27 protein-coding genes are annotated in these 17,023 nt (G+C 71.3%); all 27 read right to left on the reverse strand.

Features of this window, described 5'->3' with window-relative positions:
- Positions 1-27: 27 nt before the first annotated feature.
- The gene (locus AC07EG_RS02985) at positions 28-561 is read right to left on the reverse strand and encodes an AAA family ATPase (protein ID WP_478251294.1); all 534 of its coding nucleotides are present in this window, start codon (positions 559-561) and stop codon (positions 28-30) included.
- Between the two features lie 104 nt (positions 562-665).
- Positions 666-1,658 carry a DUF5131 family protein gene (locus tag AC07EG_RS02990; RefSeq protein WP_478251295.1) on the reverse strand — a complete coding sequence of 331 codons (993 nt, stop codon included), beginning with the start codon at positions 1,656-1,658 and terminating at the stop codon, positions 666-668.
- Positions 1,659-1,753: 95 nt separating this feature from the next.
- Positions 1,754-2,110, reverse strand: coding sequence for a DUF5319 family protein (locus AC07EG_RS02995; RefSeq protein WP_478251750.1), 357 nt, complete (start codon positions 2,108-2,110; stop codon positions 1,754-1,756).
- A gap of 39 nt (positions 2,111-2,149) precedes the next feature.
- Positions 2,150-2,326: a hypothetical protein gene (locus AC07EG_RS03000; protein ID WP_478251296.1), complete on the reverse strand. Its 177-nt coding sequence runs from the start codon at positions 2,324-2,326 to the stop codon at positions 2,150-2,152.
- A complete protein-coding gene (locus tag AC07EG_RS03005) occupies positions 2,323-3,216 on the reverse strand; it encodes a bifunctional DNA primase/polymerase (protein ID WP_478251297.1) in 894 nt (297 codons plus the stop codon). Before AC07EG_RS03005 ends, AC07EG_RS03000 begins: the two co-directional genes overlap by 4 nt.
- A 556-nt stretch (positions 3,217-3,772) precedes the next feature.
- Complete coding sequence (locus AC07EG_RS03010; protein WP_478251298.1) at positions 3,773-3,955, reverse strand: hypothetical protein; 183 nt, start codon at positions 3,953-3,955, stop codon at positions 3,773-3,775.
- A gap of 87 nt (positions 3,956-4,042) precedes the next feature.
- On the reverse strand, positions 4,043-4,795 hold the full coding sequence (locus AC07EG_RS03015) for a hypothetical protein (RefSeq protein WP_478251299.1): 753 nt from the start codon (positions 4,793-4,795) through the stop codon (positions 4,043-4,045).
- A 403-nt stretch (positions 4,796-5,198) separates the two neighbouring features.
- Positions 5,199-5,714 carry a hypothetical protein gene (locus AC07EG_RS03020; protein ID WP_478251300.1) on the reverse strand — a complete coding sequence of 172 codons (516 nt, stop codon included), beginning with the start codon at positions 5,712-5,714 and terminating at the stop codon, positions 5,199-5,201.
- A gap of 88 nt (positions 5,715-5,802) precedes the next feature.
- On the reverse strand, positions 5,803-6,039 hold the full coding sequence (locus tag AC07EG_RS03025; protein WP_478251301.1) for a hypothetical protein: 237 nt from the start codon (positions 6,037-6,039) through the stop codon (positions 5,803-5,805).
- Between the two features lie 301 nt (positions 6,040-6,340).
- Positions 6,341-8,659 (reverse strand): zonular occludens toxin domain-containing protein, encoded by a 2,319-nt coding sequence (locus AC07EG_RS03030; protein WP_478251302.1) that lies wholly within the window; start codon positions 8,657-8,659, stop codon positions 6,341-6,343.
- A gap of 6 nt (positions 8,660-8,665) precedes the next feature.
- Positions 8,666-9,991, reverse strand: a complete 1,326-nt coding sequence (locus AC07EG_RS03035) for a hypothetical protein (protein ID WP_478251303.1) — start codon at positions 9,989-9,991, stop codon at positions 8,666-8,668.
- Positions 9,984-10,190: a hypothetical protein gene (locus AC07EG_RS03040; RefSeq protein WP_478251304.1), complete on the reverse strand. Its 207-nt coding sequence runs from the start codon at positions 10,188-10,190 to the stop codon at positions 9,984-9,986. Before AC07EG_RS03040 ends, AC07EG_RS03035 begins: the two co-directional genes overlap by 8 nt.
- Positions 10,187-10,642 (reverse strand): hypothetical protein, encoded by a 456-nt coding sequence (locus AC07EG_RS03045; protein ID WP_478251305.1) that lies wholly within the window; start codon positions 10,640-10,642, stop codon positions 10,187-10,189. Before AC07EG_RS03045 ends, AC07EG_RS03040 begins: the two co-directional genes overlap by 4 nt.
- Complete coding sequence (locus tag AC07EG_RS03050) at positions 10,629-10,868, reverse strand: hypothetical protein (protein WP_478251306.1); 240 nt, start codon at positions 10,866-10,868, stop codon at positions 10,629-10,631. The genes AC07EG_RS03045 and AC07EG_RS03050 overlap by 14 nt, the downstream gene beginning before the upstream one ends.
- Complete coding sequence (locus tag AC07EG_RS03055) at positions 10,868-11,296, reverse strand: hypothetical protein (RefSeq protein ID WP_478251307.1); 429 nt, start codon at positions 11,294-11,296, stop codon at positions 10,868-10,870. The genes AC07EG_RS03050 and AC07EG_RS03055 overlap by 1 nt, the downstream gene beginning before the upstream one ends.
- A gap of 51 nt (positions 11,297-11,347) precedes the next feature.
- Entirely contained in the window at positions 11,348-11,560 is a 213-nt protein-coding gene (locus tag AC07EG_RS03060) for a hypothetical protein (RefSeq protein ID WP_478251308.1), read from the reverse strand.
- 171 nt (positions 11,561-11,731) lie between these two features.
- Entirely contained in the window at positions 11,732-11,941 is a 210-nt protein-coding gene (locus AC07EG_RS03065) for a hypothetical protein (RefSeq protein WP_478251309.1), read from the reverse strand.
- The gene (locus tag AC07EG_RS03070; RefSeq protein ID WP_478251310.1) at positions 11,938-12,351 is read right to left on the reverse strand and encodes an SsgA family sporulation/cell division regulator; all 414 of its coding nucleotides are present in this window, start codon (positions 12,349-12,351) and stop codon (positions 11,938-11,940) included. Before AC07EG_RS03070 ends, AC07EG_RS03065 begins: the two co-directional genes overlap by 4 nt.
- 116 nt (positions 12,352-12,467) lie before the next feature.
- On the reverse strand, positions 12,468-12,671 hold the full coding sequence (locus AC07EG_RS03075) for a hypothetical protein (protein ID WP_478251311.1): 204 nt from the start codon (positions 12,669-12,671) through the stop codon (positions 12,468-12,470).
- A gap of 34 nt (positions 12,672-12,705) precedes the next feature.
- Positions 12,706-12,876, reverse strand: coding sequence for a hypothetical protein (locus AC07EG_RS03080; protein ID WP_478251312.1), 171 nt, complete (start codon positions 12,874-12,876; stop codon positions 12,706-12,708).
- A gap of 22 nt (positions 12,877-12,898) precedes the next feature.
- A complete protein-coding gene (locus AC07EG_RS03085; RefSeq protein WP_478251313.1) occupies positions 12,899-13,090 on the reverse strand; it encodes a hypothetical protein in 192 nt (63 codons plus the stop codon).
- Between the two features lie 68 nt (positions 13,091-13,158).
- Positions 13,159-13,653, reverse strand: coding sequence for an NUDIX domain-containing protein (locus AC07EG_RS03090; RefSeq protein ID WP_478251314.1), 495 nt, complete (start codon positions 13,651-13,653; stop codon positions 13,159-13,161).
- A 98-nt stretch (positions 13,654-13,751) separates the two neighbouring features.
- A complete protein-coding gene (locus AC07EG_RS03095; protein ID WP_478251315.1) occupies positions 13,752-13,964 on the reverse strand; it encodes a hypothetical protein in 213 nt (70 codons plus the stop codon).
- Between the two features lie 105 nt (positions 13,965-14,069).
- Entirely contained in the window at positions 14,070-14,930 is an 861-nt protein-coding gene (locus AC07EG_RS03100) for a hypothetical protein (RefSeq protein ID WP_478251316.1), read from the reverse strand.
- A 50-nt stretch (positions 14,931-14,980) separates the two neighbouring features.
- Complete coding sequence (locus AC07EG_RS03105) at positions 14,981-15,181, reverse strand: hypothetical protein (RefSeq protein WP_478251317.1); 201 nt, start codon at positions 15,179-15,181, stop codon at positions 14,981-14,983.
- Positions 15,178-16,110 (reverse strand): hypothetical protein, encoded by a 933-nt coding sequence (locus AC07EG_RS03110; protein WP_478251318.1) that lies wholly within the window; start codon positions 16,108-16,110, stop codon positions 15,178-15,180. The genes AC07EG_RS03105 and AC07EG_RS03110 overlap by 4 nt, the downstream gene beginning before the upstream one ends.
- Positions 16,111-16,127: 17 nt before the next feature.
- On the reverse strand, positions 16,128-16,928 hold the full coding sequence (locus tag AC07EG_RS03115; protein WP_478251319.1) for a DUF4097 family beta strand repeat-containing protein: 801 nt from the start codon (positions 16,926-16,928) through the stop codon (positions 16,128-16,130).
- Positions 16,929-17,023: the final 95 nt, after the last annotated feature.

Here is a 17,023-nt window from a genome sequence, read left to right on the forward strand (position 1 = left end):
AAGAGGCCCTTCCTTGTCGTTGGGGTGTCACGGGTTCGGGTGGGTGTGCAGGTAGGGCGGAAGTTCGAGGTAGTGCAGTTCGTGCCAGCCCTCGCGGTGCAGGCCGGGCAGCGCGGCGGTGATGTCGTTGTGGAAGGCCCACACCCGGTGATCCGGCACCCGGCGGGCGGTGCCGCAGACCGCGCACACCCGCGGGTCACGCCCGCCGTTGCGGGCGAGCACGGTCAGCAGCGGGGGCAGGAGCACCAGGCCGACGGTGCGGGCGCGGTGTGCGGCGGCCAGGGTGAGCAGCCGCGCCCGGAACCGCAGGGAGAAGCAGGTGACGTCCCACCACACGGTGCCGCCGAAGGACAGCACCTGGTCGGTGATGGACATGCCGAGCCGGTGCGCGGCCGGCTGGACCGAGAGGTCACCCGAGCAGCCGCACGGCGACAGCTGGGCACGTAGGTCGTCGAGCGAGACCACGACCGCGCCGCGCGGGGCGTGCTGGCGGCGCAGAGTGGTTTTCCCGGCACCGGGCGGGCCGATCGTGGCGATCAGGGTTCCCAGGGTGTTCTGCATCAACAGCGGTCCCTCCGGGTTGTGGGCAGGACAGTGGAAAGCCCCGCCGGTGACGGCCGAGGGCGGCGGGCGTCACCGGCGGAGCCGGATCGGTGGGACGTGGTTCAGGCGTGCGGGTGGGGGAAGGCGGTGTGGGTGTGGCCGTCGAGGGTTCGGCCCGCGGCGTGTTTGGCGGTGCGGCGCATGATCTGCCGATGCCCCATGTCGTCCAGCGGCTTACCGATCAGGCACTCTGGTGGGCGGAACCGGCCGATGCCTCGGTCGGCGGGAGCCCAGGCTCCCCACTGCTTGAACAGGAATGCCCGCCCGGCGGCCTGGCACTGGTCGCGCAGTGAGCGGACCCACTGCGGGTCCATCGGGCGGGCACCGTGCCCGGATTCGCCTCCGGCGATCACCCAGTCCAGGCAGCCGGGCGCGGCGGCGTAGACGGTGCCGTCGTGGTCACGCACCTCACCGGCCAGCGCGTCGATCAGCGGACCGCCGGGCCGCCGCTGCAGGGCGGTCAGCTCGACCGGCCCGAGCAGGGGCTCGGCGGAGACGAACCGGACCGCGGCCGGGGTCTCCAGCAGGGCCGGGATCCGCAGGTTCGCGGTGGCCTGGTCCTCGGCCGAGACACCGAACCAGACGTTGGGCAGGGGCTGGCCGCCGAGCAGGGCGCCGGCGGCGAGCCAGTCCTGCTGGCAGCCGATGAGCTGGGCGCGGCCCACTGCGGCCACCCGGTGCCGGAAATCCACGCTGGCCAGCAGGGACCGCATGCGAGCATGCCGCTTGGTCAGCAGCTGGTAGGTGTGCTGCGGGGTCATGGCCATCACGGCGAACACTTTGGCGATGTACTCGTCGGGCACGTCCTTGTGGAACAAGTCGGACATGCTGTTGACGAACACACGTCGCGGCTTGCGCCACCGTGTCGGGAGCGTCAGCTTGTCCGGCCTAAGCTGAACGTCGAAGCCGTTTTCGAAGTGATGGCCTGGCACGCCGCGGAATCGTTCGGCGAAGGTCTCGGCGTAGCAGTTCTCGCACCCGGCGCTGACTTTGGTGCAGCCGGTGACGGGGTTCCAGGTGGCGTCGGTCCACTCGATTGCGCTGTGATCACTCATCGTGCATGTCCTCTCCGGACAGTGGAAGGCCCCGCCGGTGACGGCCGAGGGCGGCGGGCGTCACCGGCGGGGCCGGATCGGGCGAGAACGGAGGGTCAGGCGAGGGCGTCGGCGAAACCGCGGCAGTAGTCCCAGCTGACGTAGCAGGCTGGGTCGGGGTGACAGGCCGGTTCGTGCGGGCGGACGCTGCCCTGGTGGAGCAACTGCTCGATGTTGCCCAGCAGCAACTGCCAGTCGTGGTAATGCGGCTGGTCGCATTCGCCGCAGCCCACGGCGATGCCCCGCACACCCCGGGGGGCAAGCAGGGACTGGTACTCGGTGAGCTGTTTCCGGTCGGCCACCAGCGCGCGGCGTTCCTGGACGGTCAGCGGCTCGGTCACCTGGATGTCGCTGAGTTCGGGGAATAGTCCGGTGAAGTCGTGCTGATCGTCGGCGAAGGGGTCTGGAGGCATGGTCACCAGGTGGGTGTCCTTTCAAGACGAGCGGGTTGGTCAGGCGCCACGTTCGGTCGAGACGTGGGTGCACTTCGGGCAGCCGAAGAGCCAGCGGCACGGGGAGAACCAGCGTTCGGGCCAGCCGCAGCCGGGACAGTCGGCGTCGATGCAGAGCAGCGGTTCTCGCCCCTCCGGCATCGTGGGCGGCAGGTCGGTGCTGGAGGTGTCGCTCATGCGGTCTCCTTGCGGGCGACGGGGTTGCGGGCGCCGGCGGTGAGTCCGGCGTCGACGACGCGGGCGACTTCGCCGGTGTGGGGTGGCCAGTGCTCGGTGCCGATGAGGGTGTTCCCGGCGGCGATCAGGTCGGCGCGTGCGGTGGCGGCGTCGAGCAGTCCGGCGCCGACCTTGCGCCCGATGGTGTAGGCGGCGCTGGCCAGCGTCGGGTTGTGCTGGCCGGGTGCGGCGGCACGGATGCGGTCGCATTCCCCGCGCAGCGCGGCGGCGCCGTAGGCGCAGGTGTGGCCGGTGCGGATGGTCAGCGGCCCGCCCGTGGTGGTGGTGAGCCGTTCGGCGCATGCCTGCACCAGCCAGGCGGGCAGCTCGACCGGGTCGCGGTCGTCGTGCAGGGTGTAGGCGCCTTGGTCGGTGACCGAGCCGGGTGTCACCACGTATCCGCCCCACGCGCGGGTGTCGACGCAGGAGGCGAGGGTGCCGCCGGTGTTGCGCAGCCGCACCCCGGGTGGGCAGCGGTAGTACAGGTGCCGTCCCCCGGAGGGGGTGTGCACGGTCCAGGTCTCGGGCAGTGGGCCGCCGCGTTCGGTGGCTAGGGCGGCCAGCGCGGTGGTGCCGTCGGGGTCGGTGTCGCCGTGCTTGGGCAGGTCGAGGTCGATCACGACCAGTCCGGACGGGCCGGTGGCCAGCCCGATGTTGAACTCGCCGCGGTCCCAGGCGCGGCCCACGCGGGCGGTGTCGCTGCTGGCCCGGTTTTCCCAGTCCCTGATGGCGGGCTCGCGCTTGGTGCCGGGGCGCAGCGGGAACACCGCCCAGTCGCGCCCGGCCAGATACAGCGCCCACTCGCGCAGGCTGCGGCCCAGCGCGGTCAGGTCGGTATCGACGGTGTGCACGAAGAACTCCTCGGAAGAAGGCGACGCCCCGGCGATCAGTTCGCCGGGGCGTCGCGGAGGTCGGTGGTTGCTCAGTTGGACAGGTGCCGCCAGCTGAGATCCTGATCCGCGCTGGCGGTCTTCTCGTCCACGGAGTTATCGGCCCCGGCAGGCCACGGGTCCACGTCGTCGTTGTTGGTCATTGCTCTGTCCTTTCTGGTCAGCCGTCGGCGGGCGTCGCGGAGGTCAGGGGTGATCAGCAGCCGGGCTACTTGCCGTGGCGGCGGCAGCAGTCGCAGGTGCCGCAGTGGGCGCCAGCGCCCTCATCGGCGTGCCAGCAGTCCAAGCAACAGGTTTCGGCCATGGTGGGTGCGTTGCAGATGAAGCAGGCGACCTGAGCGGGCATGGCCACTCCGCGGGTGTCGGCCATGGCGGGCCGGTCCTTTCTGCGGGTGTGAGAAGGCCCCGGCGAGTGAGTTCGCCGGGGCCTGGAAGGTCGTAGCGGGTGCGGGAGTTCCGTGGAGGAGCGCTCCGTGCCCGGCGCTCACCGGGCATCGCGTGGAAACGGTGGTGGGACCTAGTCGATGCGGATGTCGCGGTGCTTGGTGACGGTGTGGCCGTCCTCGCACACACCGCTGGCGGTGGCTCGCACGGGCTGTCCGACCCTGCCCTTGGCGGTGAACGTCAGGTGGGCGACCGAGTTGCATTCGAAGCAGCGGGTGCGGATGGTTTCGGTCTTCTGGCGGATTTCGGCGGCCATGGTGTTCCTTCCTGTGGATGTGACAAGGCCCCGGCGACGGGTTCGCCGGGGCCGAGGGGAAGCGCGGTCCGGGTTACCGGAAAGGGTTCACCAGGCCAGTTCGGCGGGGGTGATCGGCTGGTGCGTGAGCGTGCAGGCGGGGCAGGTCCAGCGCCCGGGCTCGTGCCGATGCCAGCACTGTTCGTGCGCGAGCCGGATCAGCTCGCGGCGGCAGGTGGTGCGGGCGGTGCCACCGGGTTCGTCGTCCTCGTCGTGGACGACCACCGCGGCGCAGCCCGGGGCGGCGCAGCGCAGCTGCCAGGTGGGGGCCGGGTCGTAGGTGACGGTGAAGTCGCCGAGGTCGCCGCGCCCGTCGAGGAACCGGGTCAGCCAGGAGAAGCCGCCGCACCAGGCAACGCCGTTCTCGTGGGTGACCGTCCACAGCGGGGCGCACTGGTGCAGCGACCAGCGTGCCCACCACAGCGGCCGGCCACCGGACACGGCGAGGTCGAGGGTCCACAGCAGCGACCGCAGCGCGGCCCGCAGCTCCTCGTCGCCACGCACCTGCTCTTCGTCGCGGGTCCAGTCGGTGTCCAGCGCGGCCAGCGCGGTGGCGTACTGGCGGGCGTGGGCCAGCCCGCAGGGCTCGGTCACGGGCAGCATTCGCCCGGACCGGCTGTGCACCACGACCCACGCGCCAGTGAACGCGCCGTCGGCGATGTCGGGGGCCACGATCAGCCCGGGGGTCGTGGCCTCGCCGAGCACGGTGTGCCGGTCGCGGCGGGTGTAGTGGACCGTCGCCGAGGTGAGCGCGGCGGCGCTGGCGGGTGGGCTGGAAGCGGACCGTGAGGCAGTGAGCATCGTCGGGATTCCTTCCTGGGCTTGGGGCTTTCAGTGGCGGGGGCGGCGGCAGGGGCAGCCCTCGCAGGTGGTGCGGTCGGGGGTGTTGCGGGTGCGGCAGCGGCGGCAGCGCCACAGGCCGCGCCCGTAGCGGCCCCGCAGAGAGGCGCTGGCTGGTGCGGCGGGCTCGCGGGACATGGCGGTGGGTCGTCCTTTCGGGTGGTGTCGCGACAGGGCGGCGGGTTCACCGCGGTTTGGGGGTGAGCGGCCCGCGTGGCGCGGGCAGCCCGGAACGAAGCGGAGGTACGGCGATGGCGTGTGTGCGCGTGGGGTGCCCGCGACCGGCGCGGGTCGCGGGCCGGTGGCACCGGCGGGTCGGCAGCGGGCGCAGGCGGCACCCGGTCCGCTGGGCCCGGCGAGGTGGTCAGCGCTTGGTGGCACGCAGCGCGAGCCAGGTGGTCAGCAGCGAGGCAGCCACGGAGATCGCACGGTGGACGGCCTGGTCGCATTCCATGAGCGCGGTGCCGGGCCCAGCGGTGTCCACGACCGGTGTTCCGTCGGGCGCCACCCGGCGCTGGACGGTGGCGTGGTCGAGATAGCCGCCTTTGCCGATCAGATTGCTGCGCAGGAACCTGATCAGCGGTGCGCGGCGGTCGATCAGGTAGTGGGTGGCGGCGTTGACCCCGGCGCCGGCCAGCAGCCCGCCGGTGGGCACGCGGTAGCCGAGGGCGCGGGTCACGGCGGTGGCGGCCAGCAGTTGCCCGGCGGTGTAGGTGGCCACGTGCCGGGAGCAGGCCCGGCGCCCAGCCGGGCCAGGCTTGGCCTTGTCGATCGCGTCGCCGGAGTGCTGCACTATCTGGTCGCAGAACGGATGGATGTCGGAGAAGGTGGCTTGCAGCGCGGCGAACAACGCCAGCGCGGCCACCGGACGGCGGGCCATCGGCGGGTCCTTTCGAGTGCGGGCAGGACGAAGCACCGGCCACCGCGATGCGGAGCCGGATCTACGGGATTTGCTTAGCGCCAGGGCGCTACCACTTGCGCAGCCCTGCGAACTTGCGCCGGTCGCTGATCGCCTGCTTGAGCACCCGTTCGGTCAAGCCCTTCATACTCAGGCGGTCCACGCGCGTGAGATGCAGCGCGGTGGCGACGGCGAGCAGGTCCTGCCGGGGCAGGCGCAGCGCGCTCAGGTACGCGGCGCCTTCCTCCACGGTGTCGGTCTGACGCAGGCACGCGGCGATTGCGGCGGCATCGTGCTGATGGGGCATCGCGGTGGTCTCCTCCTCGATTCAGGGCGGTGCGCAGGCAACACCCACCGCCGAATGTCACTTTCAGTAGCTGTCGATGAGTGCAGGGAACTGGCCCGGGCAGGTTCAGCGGCTCGGTACGGGCGAGTTACCGCCGGAGTTACGACCCGGGAACCGAGTTACGGATGTAACTTGTCCTGAAAATGTCCTGTAACCCTGTTTGATCAGCGGAAAGTTACGAAGTTACGGACCAGCTCAGGGGCCGGAAACGCCCGCGCACCCCCCAGAATCGGGAGGTTGCGCGGGCGCTGGTGCCCGTAACTCAGTCCGTGTCGGTGCCTCGGTCGAGCTGGGCAGCTTGCCCAGCGTGGAGTTGACGCACCGTGACCGGATCGACGGGGTACAGGTTGCCGGTCGAGGGTGGTTTGATGCCCAGCCGGTCCAGTTCGGCGACCAGTTTGGGCTTGCTCAGCTCCTTGTACGGCTTGTAGCCGGGGGCGAGGTTGCGCAGGGCGCCGACCAGGTCGCCGGCGTTTACCGGTTCGTGCCCGGTCATGACGGTGTTCAGGTCCTCGATCAGGTTCCTGACCTGCGGTTCCAGCGTGTTCGGGGTGAGCGTGCCACCCCGCAGTTCGGCGCCGCGTTCGCCGATCTGGCTCAGTTGCTCGCTGCTGTAGTAGTAGCTGCGCACGGCACCGGCGGTGTCCATGAAACCGACGGTAATCAGGGTTCCGGCGTCGTTGAGCTTGTCGCGGGTCTTGGGCTTGAGCCCGAGGGCGGAGATGCCGTTTTCATGGGCTTTCTCCCCCAGCACGACGTTGTTGCGCAGCTTGTCCCCGATCGCGCCACAGGCTTTGTTGCTGGTCACCGCGACCAGGTCACGCGGCAGGGAGGCGTCCGAGGGGTTCGGGGTGGCGAAGACCAGCACCACCCCGTACTTGCGGGCGGCGGAGTAGAACCGCACCACCTGGTCGACGACTTCCTTGCGTTCTTCCGGGGTGCCTTGGCGGAAAAAGCTCTGGCACTCGTCGATGACCACGAGCCGGGGCCGCAGGCCGGGTTCCTTGGCCGCGACCTCCCGGTTGACCTCCTTCACGTTGTGTTTGACCAGCAGTTTTCCCCGATTGGCGAGGTCGGCGTGCAGGTTGCTGATGTGGTCGAGGCAGCCCTGCACGTTGTCCTTGGAGTCGCCCTTGACGAAGGTGGACAGCACCGGTTCCAGCGGATCGAAGTCGTTGTTCTCGGCGAAGACGAACACGTCGATGTCGACCAGCGGGTCCAGGGCCGCCGCGGCGAGCAAGCTGAGCACGAAGGTGGTTTTGCCCGAGCCCATCGCCCCGGAGAACACGAAGTTGCGCTCGAACACCGTGGTGGTGACCTCGTTGCCGCGCGGGCTCATCCCCACCGGGAAACCGGCGAAGAAATCGCAGGTCACACCCTCGTTGAGCAGCGGAGACGGCGGCACCGGCTCACGCAGCACCCCAGGTTCGAGCCGGAACAGGTCCAGCACGGTGGGGTCGTCGGGGTCGGTGTCGAGGAACAGCTCCTGCGGGCGGCAGCCCAGGTTGTGCGCGAGCAGCTCCTTCTTCTGGTTGACCTCGGCCACCGAGGCGGACATGGGCAGCCGCAGCTTGGCGGTGTAGCCCTTGCCGCCCTCGGCCATGATCGGGAACTGCACCCACGCCTGGTCGGTGTCCCGGTTGGGCCAGCCGTCCTTGATCTGCGCCCCGAGCTTGGCGTGCCCGATGTTCGCCAGGGCTTTGACCAGCGTGTTCTCGTTCAGTTCGAGGTAGGCGGTGCGCTTGGCGTCGCGGCGCAGCACCTCGGGCAGTACCTGCTCACCGAGCTTGGTGCCATCGCGCCAGCGCCGCGAGAGCCACACCACCCCGGCGCCGGCGGCGAAGGCCCACCAGTGGGTGACGCTGAACGCGACGATTTCAGCGGTGGTCGCGATGATGGCGCCGATGGTGTCGAGGGTTTCGCCGATCCCCCACTCGCCCATCCAGCGCCCGAACCCGTTGAGCACGCCCACGACCAGCGCCACCCCCAGGGCGATGACCAGCGCCAACGCCACCTTGCGGGTGATCATCCAGACCAGTTCGGCCCACTTGGTCAGGGTGTCCACCCGCACGTGCCGCTGCTGCTGGATCTGCTCGTTGAGCTGGCTGACCTGCGCGAAGTCCCCGTCGCGCAGGGCTTGGGCGCGGGCGGCGCGGGCGTCGCGCTGCCCGTTCTCGGCCTTGCGGCGTTGCCGTTCGGCCTCAGCGCCCTTGATCACGAACGTGCCGTGACGGCGCACGAACCGCACCACCGGCGTGCCACCGGTCTTGAGGATTCGGGCACTGGTCTGCGCGCCCTTCTTGCTGGTGCGGCCCACCCACACCACATCGGCCCGGTAGCCGCGGTAGCGCTCCAGGGCTTTCTGCTTTTCCCGTTGGTAGGAGGCGCTGTCGCGGAAGCGGCGGCGGAACTCGGCTTCGGAGACGACTTCGCCGTCGAGGGCGGGTTCGGCCGGGGTCACCGCCGACCCCGGCGCGGGGTCGGCGGCAGCGGTGGTGTCGGGGCGGGCGGGCAGGTGGTGTACCTGGGCCAGCCGGTCGCTGTCGTCGGTGTTGCCGGGGTCGGCGGTGGTCTCGCTCATGGCGGTCTAGTCCTCCTTGCTCTGGTACTCGCGGCGCAGGGCGCGCGCTTTGTGGTCCCCGCAGCGCAGGGTCCGGGCGATCGACTGAGCCGAGTTCGGATCGATGCGCCCGGTCGGGCTCTTCTTGTCGGCCGCGCCGGTGGCGATCGCCTCGGCGAACTCGGCGCGCAGGTCGGCGTCGGTGCGCTGCTGGCGGCGCGGGGTCCGGGCCTTCGTGGCCCGGCTGGGTCGCCGCTTGGCCGGGGTCGGCTGATGCTGGTCAGACCCGGTATCGGGGGTGGCTGCCCCGCCCCCGGAGACCGGGTTGGGGCCGGGGGCGGCCGGGGTCCGGTCTCCGCCGGGTTCCTCGCCGTCCTCGCCCCGGTTGTGGCCCCGGCCGCCGGTGGTGTCGCTGCCCCGGCTGGCCGGGTCCGGCTGGGTGGCCAGGAACGCGGCGACTTCCTCGGCCAGGGAGTCGGCCACCGGCGGCACCGGCTCGACCGGCAGCCCCGGCACCGCGGCGTCGTCCAGGCCGCGCCGGAACCGGCGGACCTGGTAGCGGCCGGGCCGGTAGACCAGCCGGGCGCTGCCGTCCGCGTCGATCTCGGCCACCGCCGCTCGCAGCGCCGCGCGTTGGGCCCGGCTGATGCGGGTCAGCGAGCGCGCCGCGATGCGGTCGGCGGCCCGCTCGGCGCGGGTCCGGCGGGGCGCGGCGATGAGCAGTTGGTGCGCGACCAGTCCGGCCACCGACGCCACGCCCATGACCAGCCCGTCGAGCGCGCTGCCCGGGACCGGTTCACCGCCCGGGACCGGGGCCGGTTCGGTGGCGATGCCGTGGACGAAGTTCAGGACGAACGCGACCACGGCGAAGGCCCACATCCCGGCGTGGAACGCCCACACCGGCGCCCCGGGCTTGAGGCGGCGGGTGCGGGTGATGCCGACGGCGAAGGCCCACATGCCCAGCTCGGAGAGCACGAACAGCAGCGCCCCGCCCGGGTGGCCGTAGACCTTGATGCCGAACGCGGCCATGGACGGGATCGCCATGGCCGCCGACGCCGCGGCCAGCCCGTAGATCAGCAGCGCCACGAAGTGCTCGGCCAGCCAGCCGCGCACCGCCCGCGCACCACGGCGCAGCTTCTGTGACCGGCGGTCGGCTTTGCTCTCCTTGACCTGGGATCGGGCCAGGAAGTCCTCGCGGTCCTGTTCCCGCTTGGCCGCGGCGTTCTGGCGCTCCAGTTCGGCGCGGGCTGCCTCGGCCTTGAGCTGGTTGGCCAGCGCGGCGGCCTCATCCTCACGCTTGCGCTGGGCCTTGGCCGCGGCGTCGAGCCGTTTGCGGTCGAAGTAGTCAGCCATCCTGGTTCCCTCCCTTCCTCTGCATCAGCGCCTGGGCGCGGCGCACCGCACCGGCCAGCCGGATTCGTCGGTGATGCCACCGCGCCCGCCCGAGCGCGACACGCTCTGCGGTGATCCGGGTTCGGACGGCGCGCTCGGCAGCCTCGCGGTGCCGCCGATCCTGGTGCGCGGCGGCGCGGCGCCGTTCTCGCTTCCTCACGCGCTGCCCTCCTTGTGCTCAGGTCGCCCGGGAGCGGCGTCGTCTCCGGCCGCGGTGGTCGCCGTGTCCTGGTCAGGTCCGGGCATGCCACCGGTGTCGCCCGGGGCGTGGGGGCGCGTCCGGGACGCCGCGGCGTGACCGGCGGGCTGGGCTCGGTGGCGCTGGTAGACCTCGCGCCCGGCCCAGGCTGCGGCGATCGGCAGCGACAGCAGCGCGATGCGGCCGTCGGCGAGCGCGCCCAGCAGCAGCGGGCTGCCGGTCGCGGTGATCTCGCCGAAGTGCCACACCGCCCACGACACCCCGCGCTCGGTGCGGGTACGGGGCCGGTTCGCCGCGCCGAGCACCAACTGCTGGCGGGCCTCGAACCGGATCACCTGGTCGTCGGCCTCATCGGCCTCGCCGAGCGGGTCGGCCTTGGTGTCGTGGTCGGGGTGGTGCTCAGGTGCCGACATCGCGGCCTCCTTCCTGCGGGGTGAAGTAGTGGTTGATCGGGCCTGTGGGGGTGCTGGCCTGGCGTACCGCGTAGCTGTCCACCCGCGACATCACCCCGGCCAGCACCTGCGCGGCGAGCACGAGCGGGATGCGGATCAGGTGCAGCAGCAGGAACAGCGCGACCGCACCGGCGAAGCGCAGCAGCGCGGCGGTGCCGTAGCGGCGGAGCACGTCGAATGTGGACATCACGACTCACCGCCGCGGTGGCGCCGCCGCGCCCGGGAGTGACCGGCCGCGGTGAGGATCGCGGTGGACACCCGCAGGGCGTTGCTGCGGTCCAGGCCGAGTACCGCGTCGCCGAGGTCGATCGGCAGCCCGCCGGCCAGGCTCAGCGCGATGCGCAGCACCGCGAGGTCGGACCCGGTGCCGGGCATCCGGTCGACCTGCTGGATCGCGGTGTCCCAGTCGATCGTGGCGACCGCCGGGGCGTCGCCGGTGATCTCGGGGTCGGTGTCGACGTCGATGTGGCGGGCGAACTCGGCGCGGTGCAGCCAGATCTCGTGTGCGGCCAGCAGATCGATCGCGGCGCGTTCGGCGGTGCCGCCCGCGCACAGCCGCAGAGCGGTGTGCAGTTCCTCATCGGACAGCCTGTGGGGCTGGTTCGGGTGGTTCATGGACTGGAGTCCTTTCCGGGCAGCGGGTCAGCGGCGGCGGGCAGTCGGCGATCAACCGGCGAGGAAGTACTTGAAGCACTCGGGCCGGTTGCAGTGCTTGTCGCTCTTGGGAATCCGGCGCCCGCAGCACCCGCAGCGGCCGGGGGTGGTGGGCTTGTGGCTGTGGGCGTAGACGGTCTTGGGAGCGCCGCGGTTGGCGGCCCATTCGGCCGAGGCGTCGAACGCCTTGGCCGCGGCCTTCACGCCCTTGATGAACTTGCCCATGACGAAGAACCCTTCTCTGCGAGAGGAAAGTGAGGTGGTGTGCGCGCTTCGGGCGGCAGGAGCCGCCGAGCGCGAGGTGATGTCGAGCGCCGCGCGCTGAGCGGCGGCGGTCAGGGTCGGCGTACCGGCCGGAAAGCTGTGCGGGTGGCGTTCAGGTGCGGGGCTGGCGGCTCAGCGGAGCGGGCCGCGGCCGGGGCGGTTGATGGTCTCGACCCGGGCCCGCCCGGCGGCCACCTGCGCCTGGCTGGTGTAGCTGCCATCCGGGCGCACGGTGGTGGCGTGCCCGGTGCCGGTCGGGGTGCCGTCCGGGCCCAGCAGCGCGACGAACACCCGGTCACCGGGGCGCACGAGCGCCGAGAGGTCCACGACCGCGCGGCTCACCAGGGATCACCGCCGGTGGCCAGGGAGGCCAGCGCGGTGTCCCAGTCGACGAACTCGGCTTCGCGGCCTTCGGGCACCAGCTGTTCCATCGCGTCGGCGGCGCGTTCGAGGTCCGCGCGCGGCAGCCGCAGCACCAGGTGCTCGGCCTCGTTGCGCAAACGCAGCGCGACCGTGCCCGGGTCGCCGGGCTCGGACCAGAACCGCACGTCGCCCTCGCCGGCCGAGCCGGTGAGCCCGTCCAGCAGCAGCGAGCGGGCGAACTCCCAGGCGACCCAGCCGCCGGGGTTGGCGAACTCGAACCGCACCGTGAACGGCCGGTCGGTGACGAACCGGATGTTGAGCGGGATCGGTGTAGCGCTGTGGTACGGGGTCGCGGTGGTGTTCACCCACACCGCGTCGTTGCGTAGCATGAGGTCCTCCTTCCGGAGCGCGCTCACCTGGTGAGCGCGTGAGGAATGTGGGAACCCGGTCCGGCAGGAAGTGACTGGCAGGTCTGGCCTGCCGGACCGGGGCGAAGAAACGGGTGCTACTGGACGGGCACGCCGCTGCGGACGTCGGGGCCGTCGAGCCACTCGCCGCGGCTGCCGTCGGTGAAGGTGACCTTGACGTCGTGCACGCCGTAGCCGTCCTTGGTGACCTTGACGGTCTTGATGGTGCCGCGCGGGGTGCCGTCGTTGTGCAGCACCACGTCGCCGCGCTGGAGGTCGCGGGCGCGTTTCCTGGTGGCCATGGGGATCGGTCCTTTCTCGTGGGTGGTGTGCGGGTCAGCGCCCGCGTTGTTCGAGCAGGTCGGCGAGGTCGTGTTGTCCGGCCTTGCGGACCTCGGCGGCGATCTCCTTCCAGGTCATCTCGGCGTCCTTGCCGTTGCGCTGCTGCACTCCGGCCTTGGCCAGCAGTGCCCTGATCTGTGCCGCGTTCGGCGGCGGTGAAGCCATGCCTGTCCCCTTTCCGGTCTGGTCACCAGCGCAGGTAGTCCTCGGGCAGCAGCGTGAGCGTGCGGGGACGCTGGCCTTCCGGGGTGAGGGTCACGCGCAACCGGCCACCGGCCACCGGCACCATGTCGTTGATGACCGCTCTTTCGTCGGTGGCGGTCTTCGGGTTGTACTGCCAGACCGCCCGGCCCTTCTTCAGGGCGTGCACTTTCAGCATCGTTTTCCTTCCTGGTCAGCGGATCAGTGGAGGTGCGGCGGGCAGGTAGGCGGTCGCCGGCTCGGTGCTCACCCGAGCAGTCCCCCGTGCTGGGACAGCCCGCCCCACTCCAACAGCGCGTCGGTGAGGATCTGGTGGTGGTCGAACGCCAGCTCGTCGGGCTGGGCGAGCAGGTCGCGCACCGGGAACCAGCGGGCGAGGCGGGCGTCGCTCCCGGCCCGCGGGGGCACCGGGTGCGACAGCAGCGCGGTGTAGGCGATGGTGACCACCCAGCCGCGGGGGTCGCGGCCCGGGGTGCCGTAGGCGCCGATCTGGGTCAGCCCGAGGTCGGTCACCCCGGTTTCCTCGGCCAGTTCGCGGGCCGCTGCGGTGTCCAGGTCCTCGCCCGGCTCGACGAACCCGCCCGGCAGCGCCCAGCGCCCGGCGAACGGGTTCCAGCGGCGCTGGACCAGCAGCACCTGCAGCACGCCGTGCTCGTCGTGGGCGAAGGCCACCACATCGGCGGTGACGTTGGATTCCTTCTCCCCCCGGTCGTCCAGGGCGTCGATCGATGACGTGCTCATGGGTTTCACTGTCCTTTCCAGACGTTGGTCATGGCTGGGGTTCACAGCTGCCCGGCGACCCGGGCGGTAAGCGCCGCCTCGTGCAGCTCGTGGTTCATTCACTGGGCACGCACCCAGTCGATGAAGGCGGGCGAGGCCATCGGGTGGCGGGCGCCGACCCAGGCGTTCATGTAGGCGGCGATGTCGGCGGTGGAGTCCCCCGCGCCGATCAGCCGCGTGATCATCCGCACCAGCGGCGACGCCCGACGCGGTCGTACCCCGGTGCGGCGCGCGGATCGGACGATCAACAAGTCCATCTCGTGGTCCAGCACGCTGGCTCCTCTCTGCTCACGGAATGCGCGGTTCGTGTTGTGGCGCGTACCGCGTCACGGTGAACCGGCGGCACGAGTGCAGGCCGGTGGTGCTCTCGCGAGGCCCTACAGCTGGGTGTGGGCGTATTCACTGAGTGCGGTGCGGGCCCCGGAGACCATCCCGGTGAGCTGGACCAGTGCTTCACCGATCTGGGCGTAGGCGCCTTGGGCGGTGTTCACGGCCTGCTGGGTGCTGCCGCCGACCGTCTGAGCCAGCTGCGCCTGAATTTCGCTGGTCTCCTGGGCTGCCTGGGCCAGCAGCGCCAGGACCGTCTCGCTCTTGCCGTCCACGGCGTGCAGCACGTCTCGGATCTGCTCGACTGCCGACATCGCGGGAAGTCCTTCCTGTGCAGGGGAATGGTCGGGGACACCACCGCTGAAGGCGGTGGTGGGTGTGGTGCCGGGCGCGCTGGCGGGCTGGCAGTGCTCGGGAACGGCGTAGCCGGCGCGGGTGAGGACCAGCCGGGCATAGTGCTGGTAGACCGCCGCCCCGGTTTCGCTGCAGGTCCACCACGCGGGGTCACCGATCATGCTGGGGTCGCTGGTGTCGATGTGGTCGTCGAACATCTCGCCCGGCCCCATCCGATCCAGCCGCACCTCACGGCCGAAGGCGTCGCGGTAGCGGCGGGCGAACTCGTCGCAGTCCGGGGCGCTGCCGAAGATGTCGAGTACCTCGCCGGTCGGGGTGACCACCGCGCTGTGCACGGGTTCCCAGCCCTGCCCTGTGGCCAGCTTCACCCCGAGCACGTCCCAGCCGGTCATGCAGCTCATCGCCGCGGCCAGCCAATGGCAGTTGCAAAAGCCCAGGAACTCCCGCTCGGCCTCGCCGATCTGCCCGGCGGTCAGCGTCAGATCGGTGCTGCCCAGCGCGGTACCTTTCGGAATGTGGACCGGCATCTGGCCCGTGAAATCCAGATTCAGCCGCACGATGCTCTCCCTCCTTTCGTGCGGGCTACAGGCGGCGGACCTGGATCTGCTCAGCGGCCGGTGAAGTGCTTGGCGCCGTAGCGACCGCCGCTGTAGCAGTGCAAGGCGTGCAGCGCGATGCGGTAAGCCGCGGCTTGCCCGCGGTGGAAATCGGCGAGCAGCGGGCACCGGGCGCGGTCGGCCTCGGCTTCGGCATGCAACTCGGACAGCTGTGTGCTCAGCAGCGTGAGCTGCTGCTCGGACGGGGTCATCGCCCGGCCTGCCCGTCCGGTGCCGTGGTGGCGGCGCGCTGGCCGAGCACCATGGCGCGCAAGTCGGCGTCCTGCGCCAGCGCCCGCGGGGTGTCGAGCAGGCACGCGCTGACCGCGACCAGGAACACCCGCACCGTGGCGTCGCTGCCCTTCTTCATCCTCGGCGACTGGAACAGCAGGTACTCGGCCTGCCGCAGCGCGTCGAGGTCGCCGTGCTCGGCACCGCCGAGCAGGTCCAGCGCGGTCAGAAACATGCGGTGGCGGTCGGCTTGGGGGGCGGTCACCGCGTAGAGCGGGTCACCGCCAATTTCCATCCGCGAGGCGTCCCGGCCCCGCGCGGCGACCCGGGCCGCCAGCTCCCGGCCCAGTTCCCGGGCCGCGGCACCGCGTACCAGCCGGTTGCCGGTCACCGCCTGCCCGTTCGGCAGCAGCACCTGGTTGTCCAGCATCTCGGCGTCGCCGACCTCGCGGTCCATCCGCGCCCGCGCCAGCTGCTCGTAGCGGGCGAGTATGCGGCTGGCCGGGGTCGGCCGGCCACCGGTGTAGGTCTGGGTCGCCGGGTCCCACTGCGCACCGATCCGCATCCGGCCCAGATCCCCAAGCCGGTCGAGGTTGGCGGTGGCGTCGGTGATCAGGACCGCGAACCGGGCGGTGTCCAGCGGCAGGCCCTGCCCGAGCCGGGTGGTGGCTCGCCGGGCCAGCTTGATGCGCCACTGGATGGCCACCTCGAACGCCTCGCGCAGCACCCACGCCCGATGCCGCGGGCTCTTCAGCGGGGTCAGCTCCCGCTTGAGGCAGCTGTGCACCAGGCAGGCGCCGCGCATCTGCTCTTGGGCGAAGCCCTGGACCCGCTCGATCGTGGCCGGGTCGTCGCTGCGCAACGCCAAATCCGGCGTCGGGAAGTGCTCGCGAGTGATCGTGCTCGACATGTCAATGTCACCACCTTTCAGACGCGGCGAGAGTGGCGGGTACGGGCGCGACCGGAGACGCTGCTCAGGTCGGTGTGGACGGTGACGCCCGGCTCGTGGGTGACCTCGATGTCGCCGGAGACCGAGGTGGCGCGCACACCCGACGGGCCGACCGCGTGCACGTCGATGTCACCGGAGGTGGCCTGCAGCAGCGCCGGACCGGCCAGGCGCGAGATCTGCACGTCTCCGGAGATCGTGCGGACGGACACTTCGTGGCTGTGGCGCAGCCGCACGTCGCCGGAGTTGGTACGCAGCACGGCGACCTCGGCGTGCTCGACGTCCACATCACCGGACACGGTGACGACCTCGAAGCGAGTCAGCGTGCCGGTGGCGCGCACCGGGCCGGAGCGGGTGCAGACCTTCGCCGCCGAGCCCGGGGGCAGGGTCACCAGCGCCCGCACACCACCACCGCCGCCGACCACGATCGTGGTGCCGGTGCCGCCGATGATCTGGCCGTTGACGATGCTCAGGTCGCCGCCGGAGACGATGTTGCCGTCGCCGGAGACCACCATCCCGACCACCGAGCTGGTCACCACGCCCCCGGTGATGCGCACCGAGCCGGGGCCGCGCCGCACCACCAGCGAGTCACCGCCACCACCGGCGCGGGGCAGCCGGACACTGAACAGCTCGCCGTCGCTGCCGCTGGTGGCGTTCTCGATTAGCCGCGCTGCCTCGGCATCGCCGGGGTTGACGGCTTCCAGCCGCACGCACGCCGTCTCGCAGCCCTGGTCGACCGCGATGGTGACCTCGGCGATGTCGGTGTCCAACTCGAATCGCACCGGACCGGTGCTGGTGTGAGTGAGAGTCCTGGTCATCAGGGTGCCTTTCCTGGGTAGATAGGGGCCTGGCCACCGCAGGGCGGCGCAGGGCAGGA

Source organism: Amycolatopsis sp. NPDC045836 (assembly GCF_056431745.1).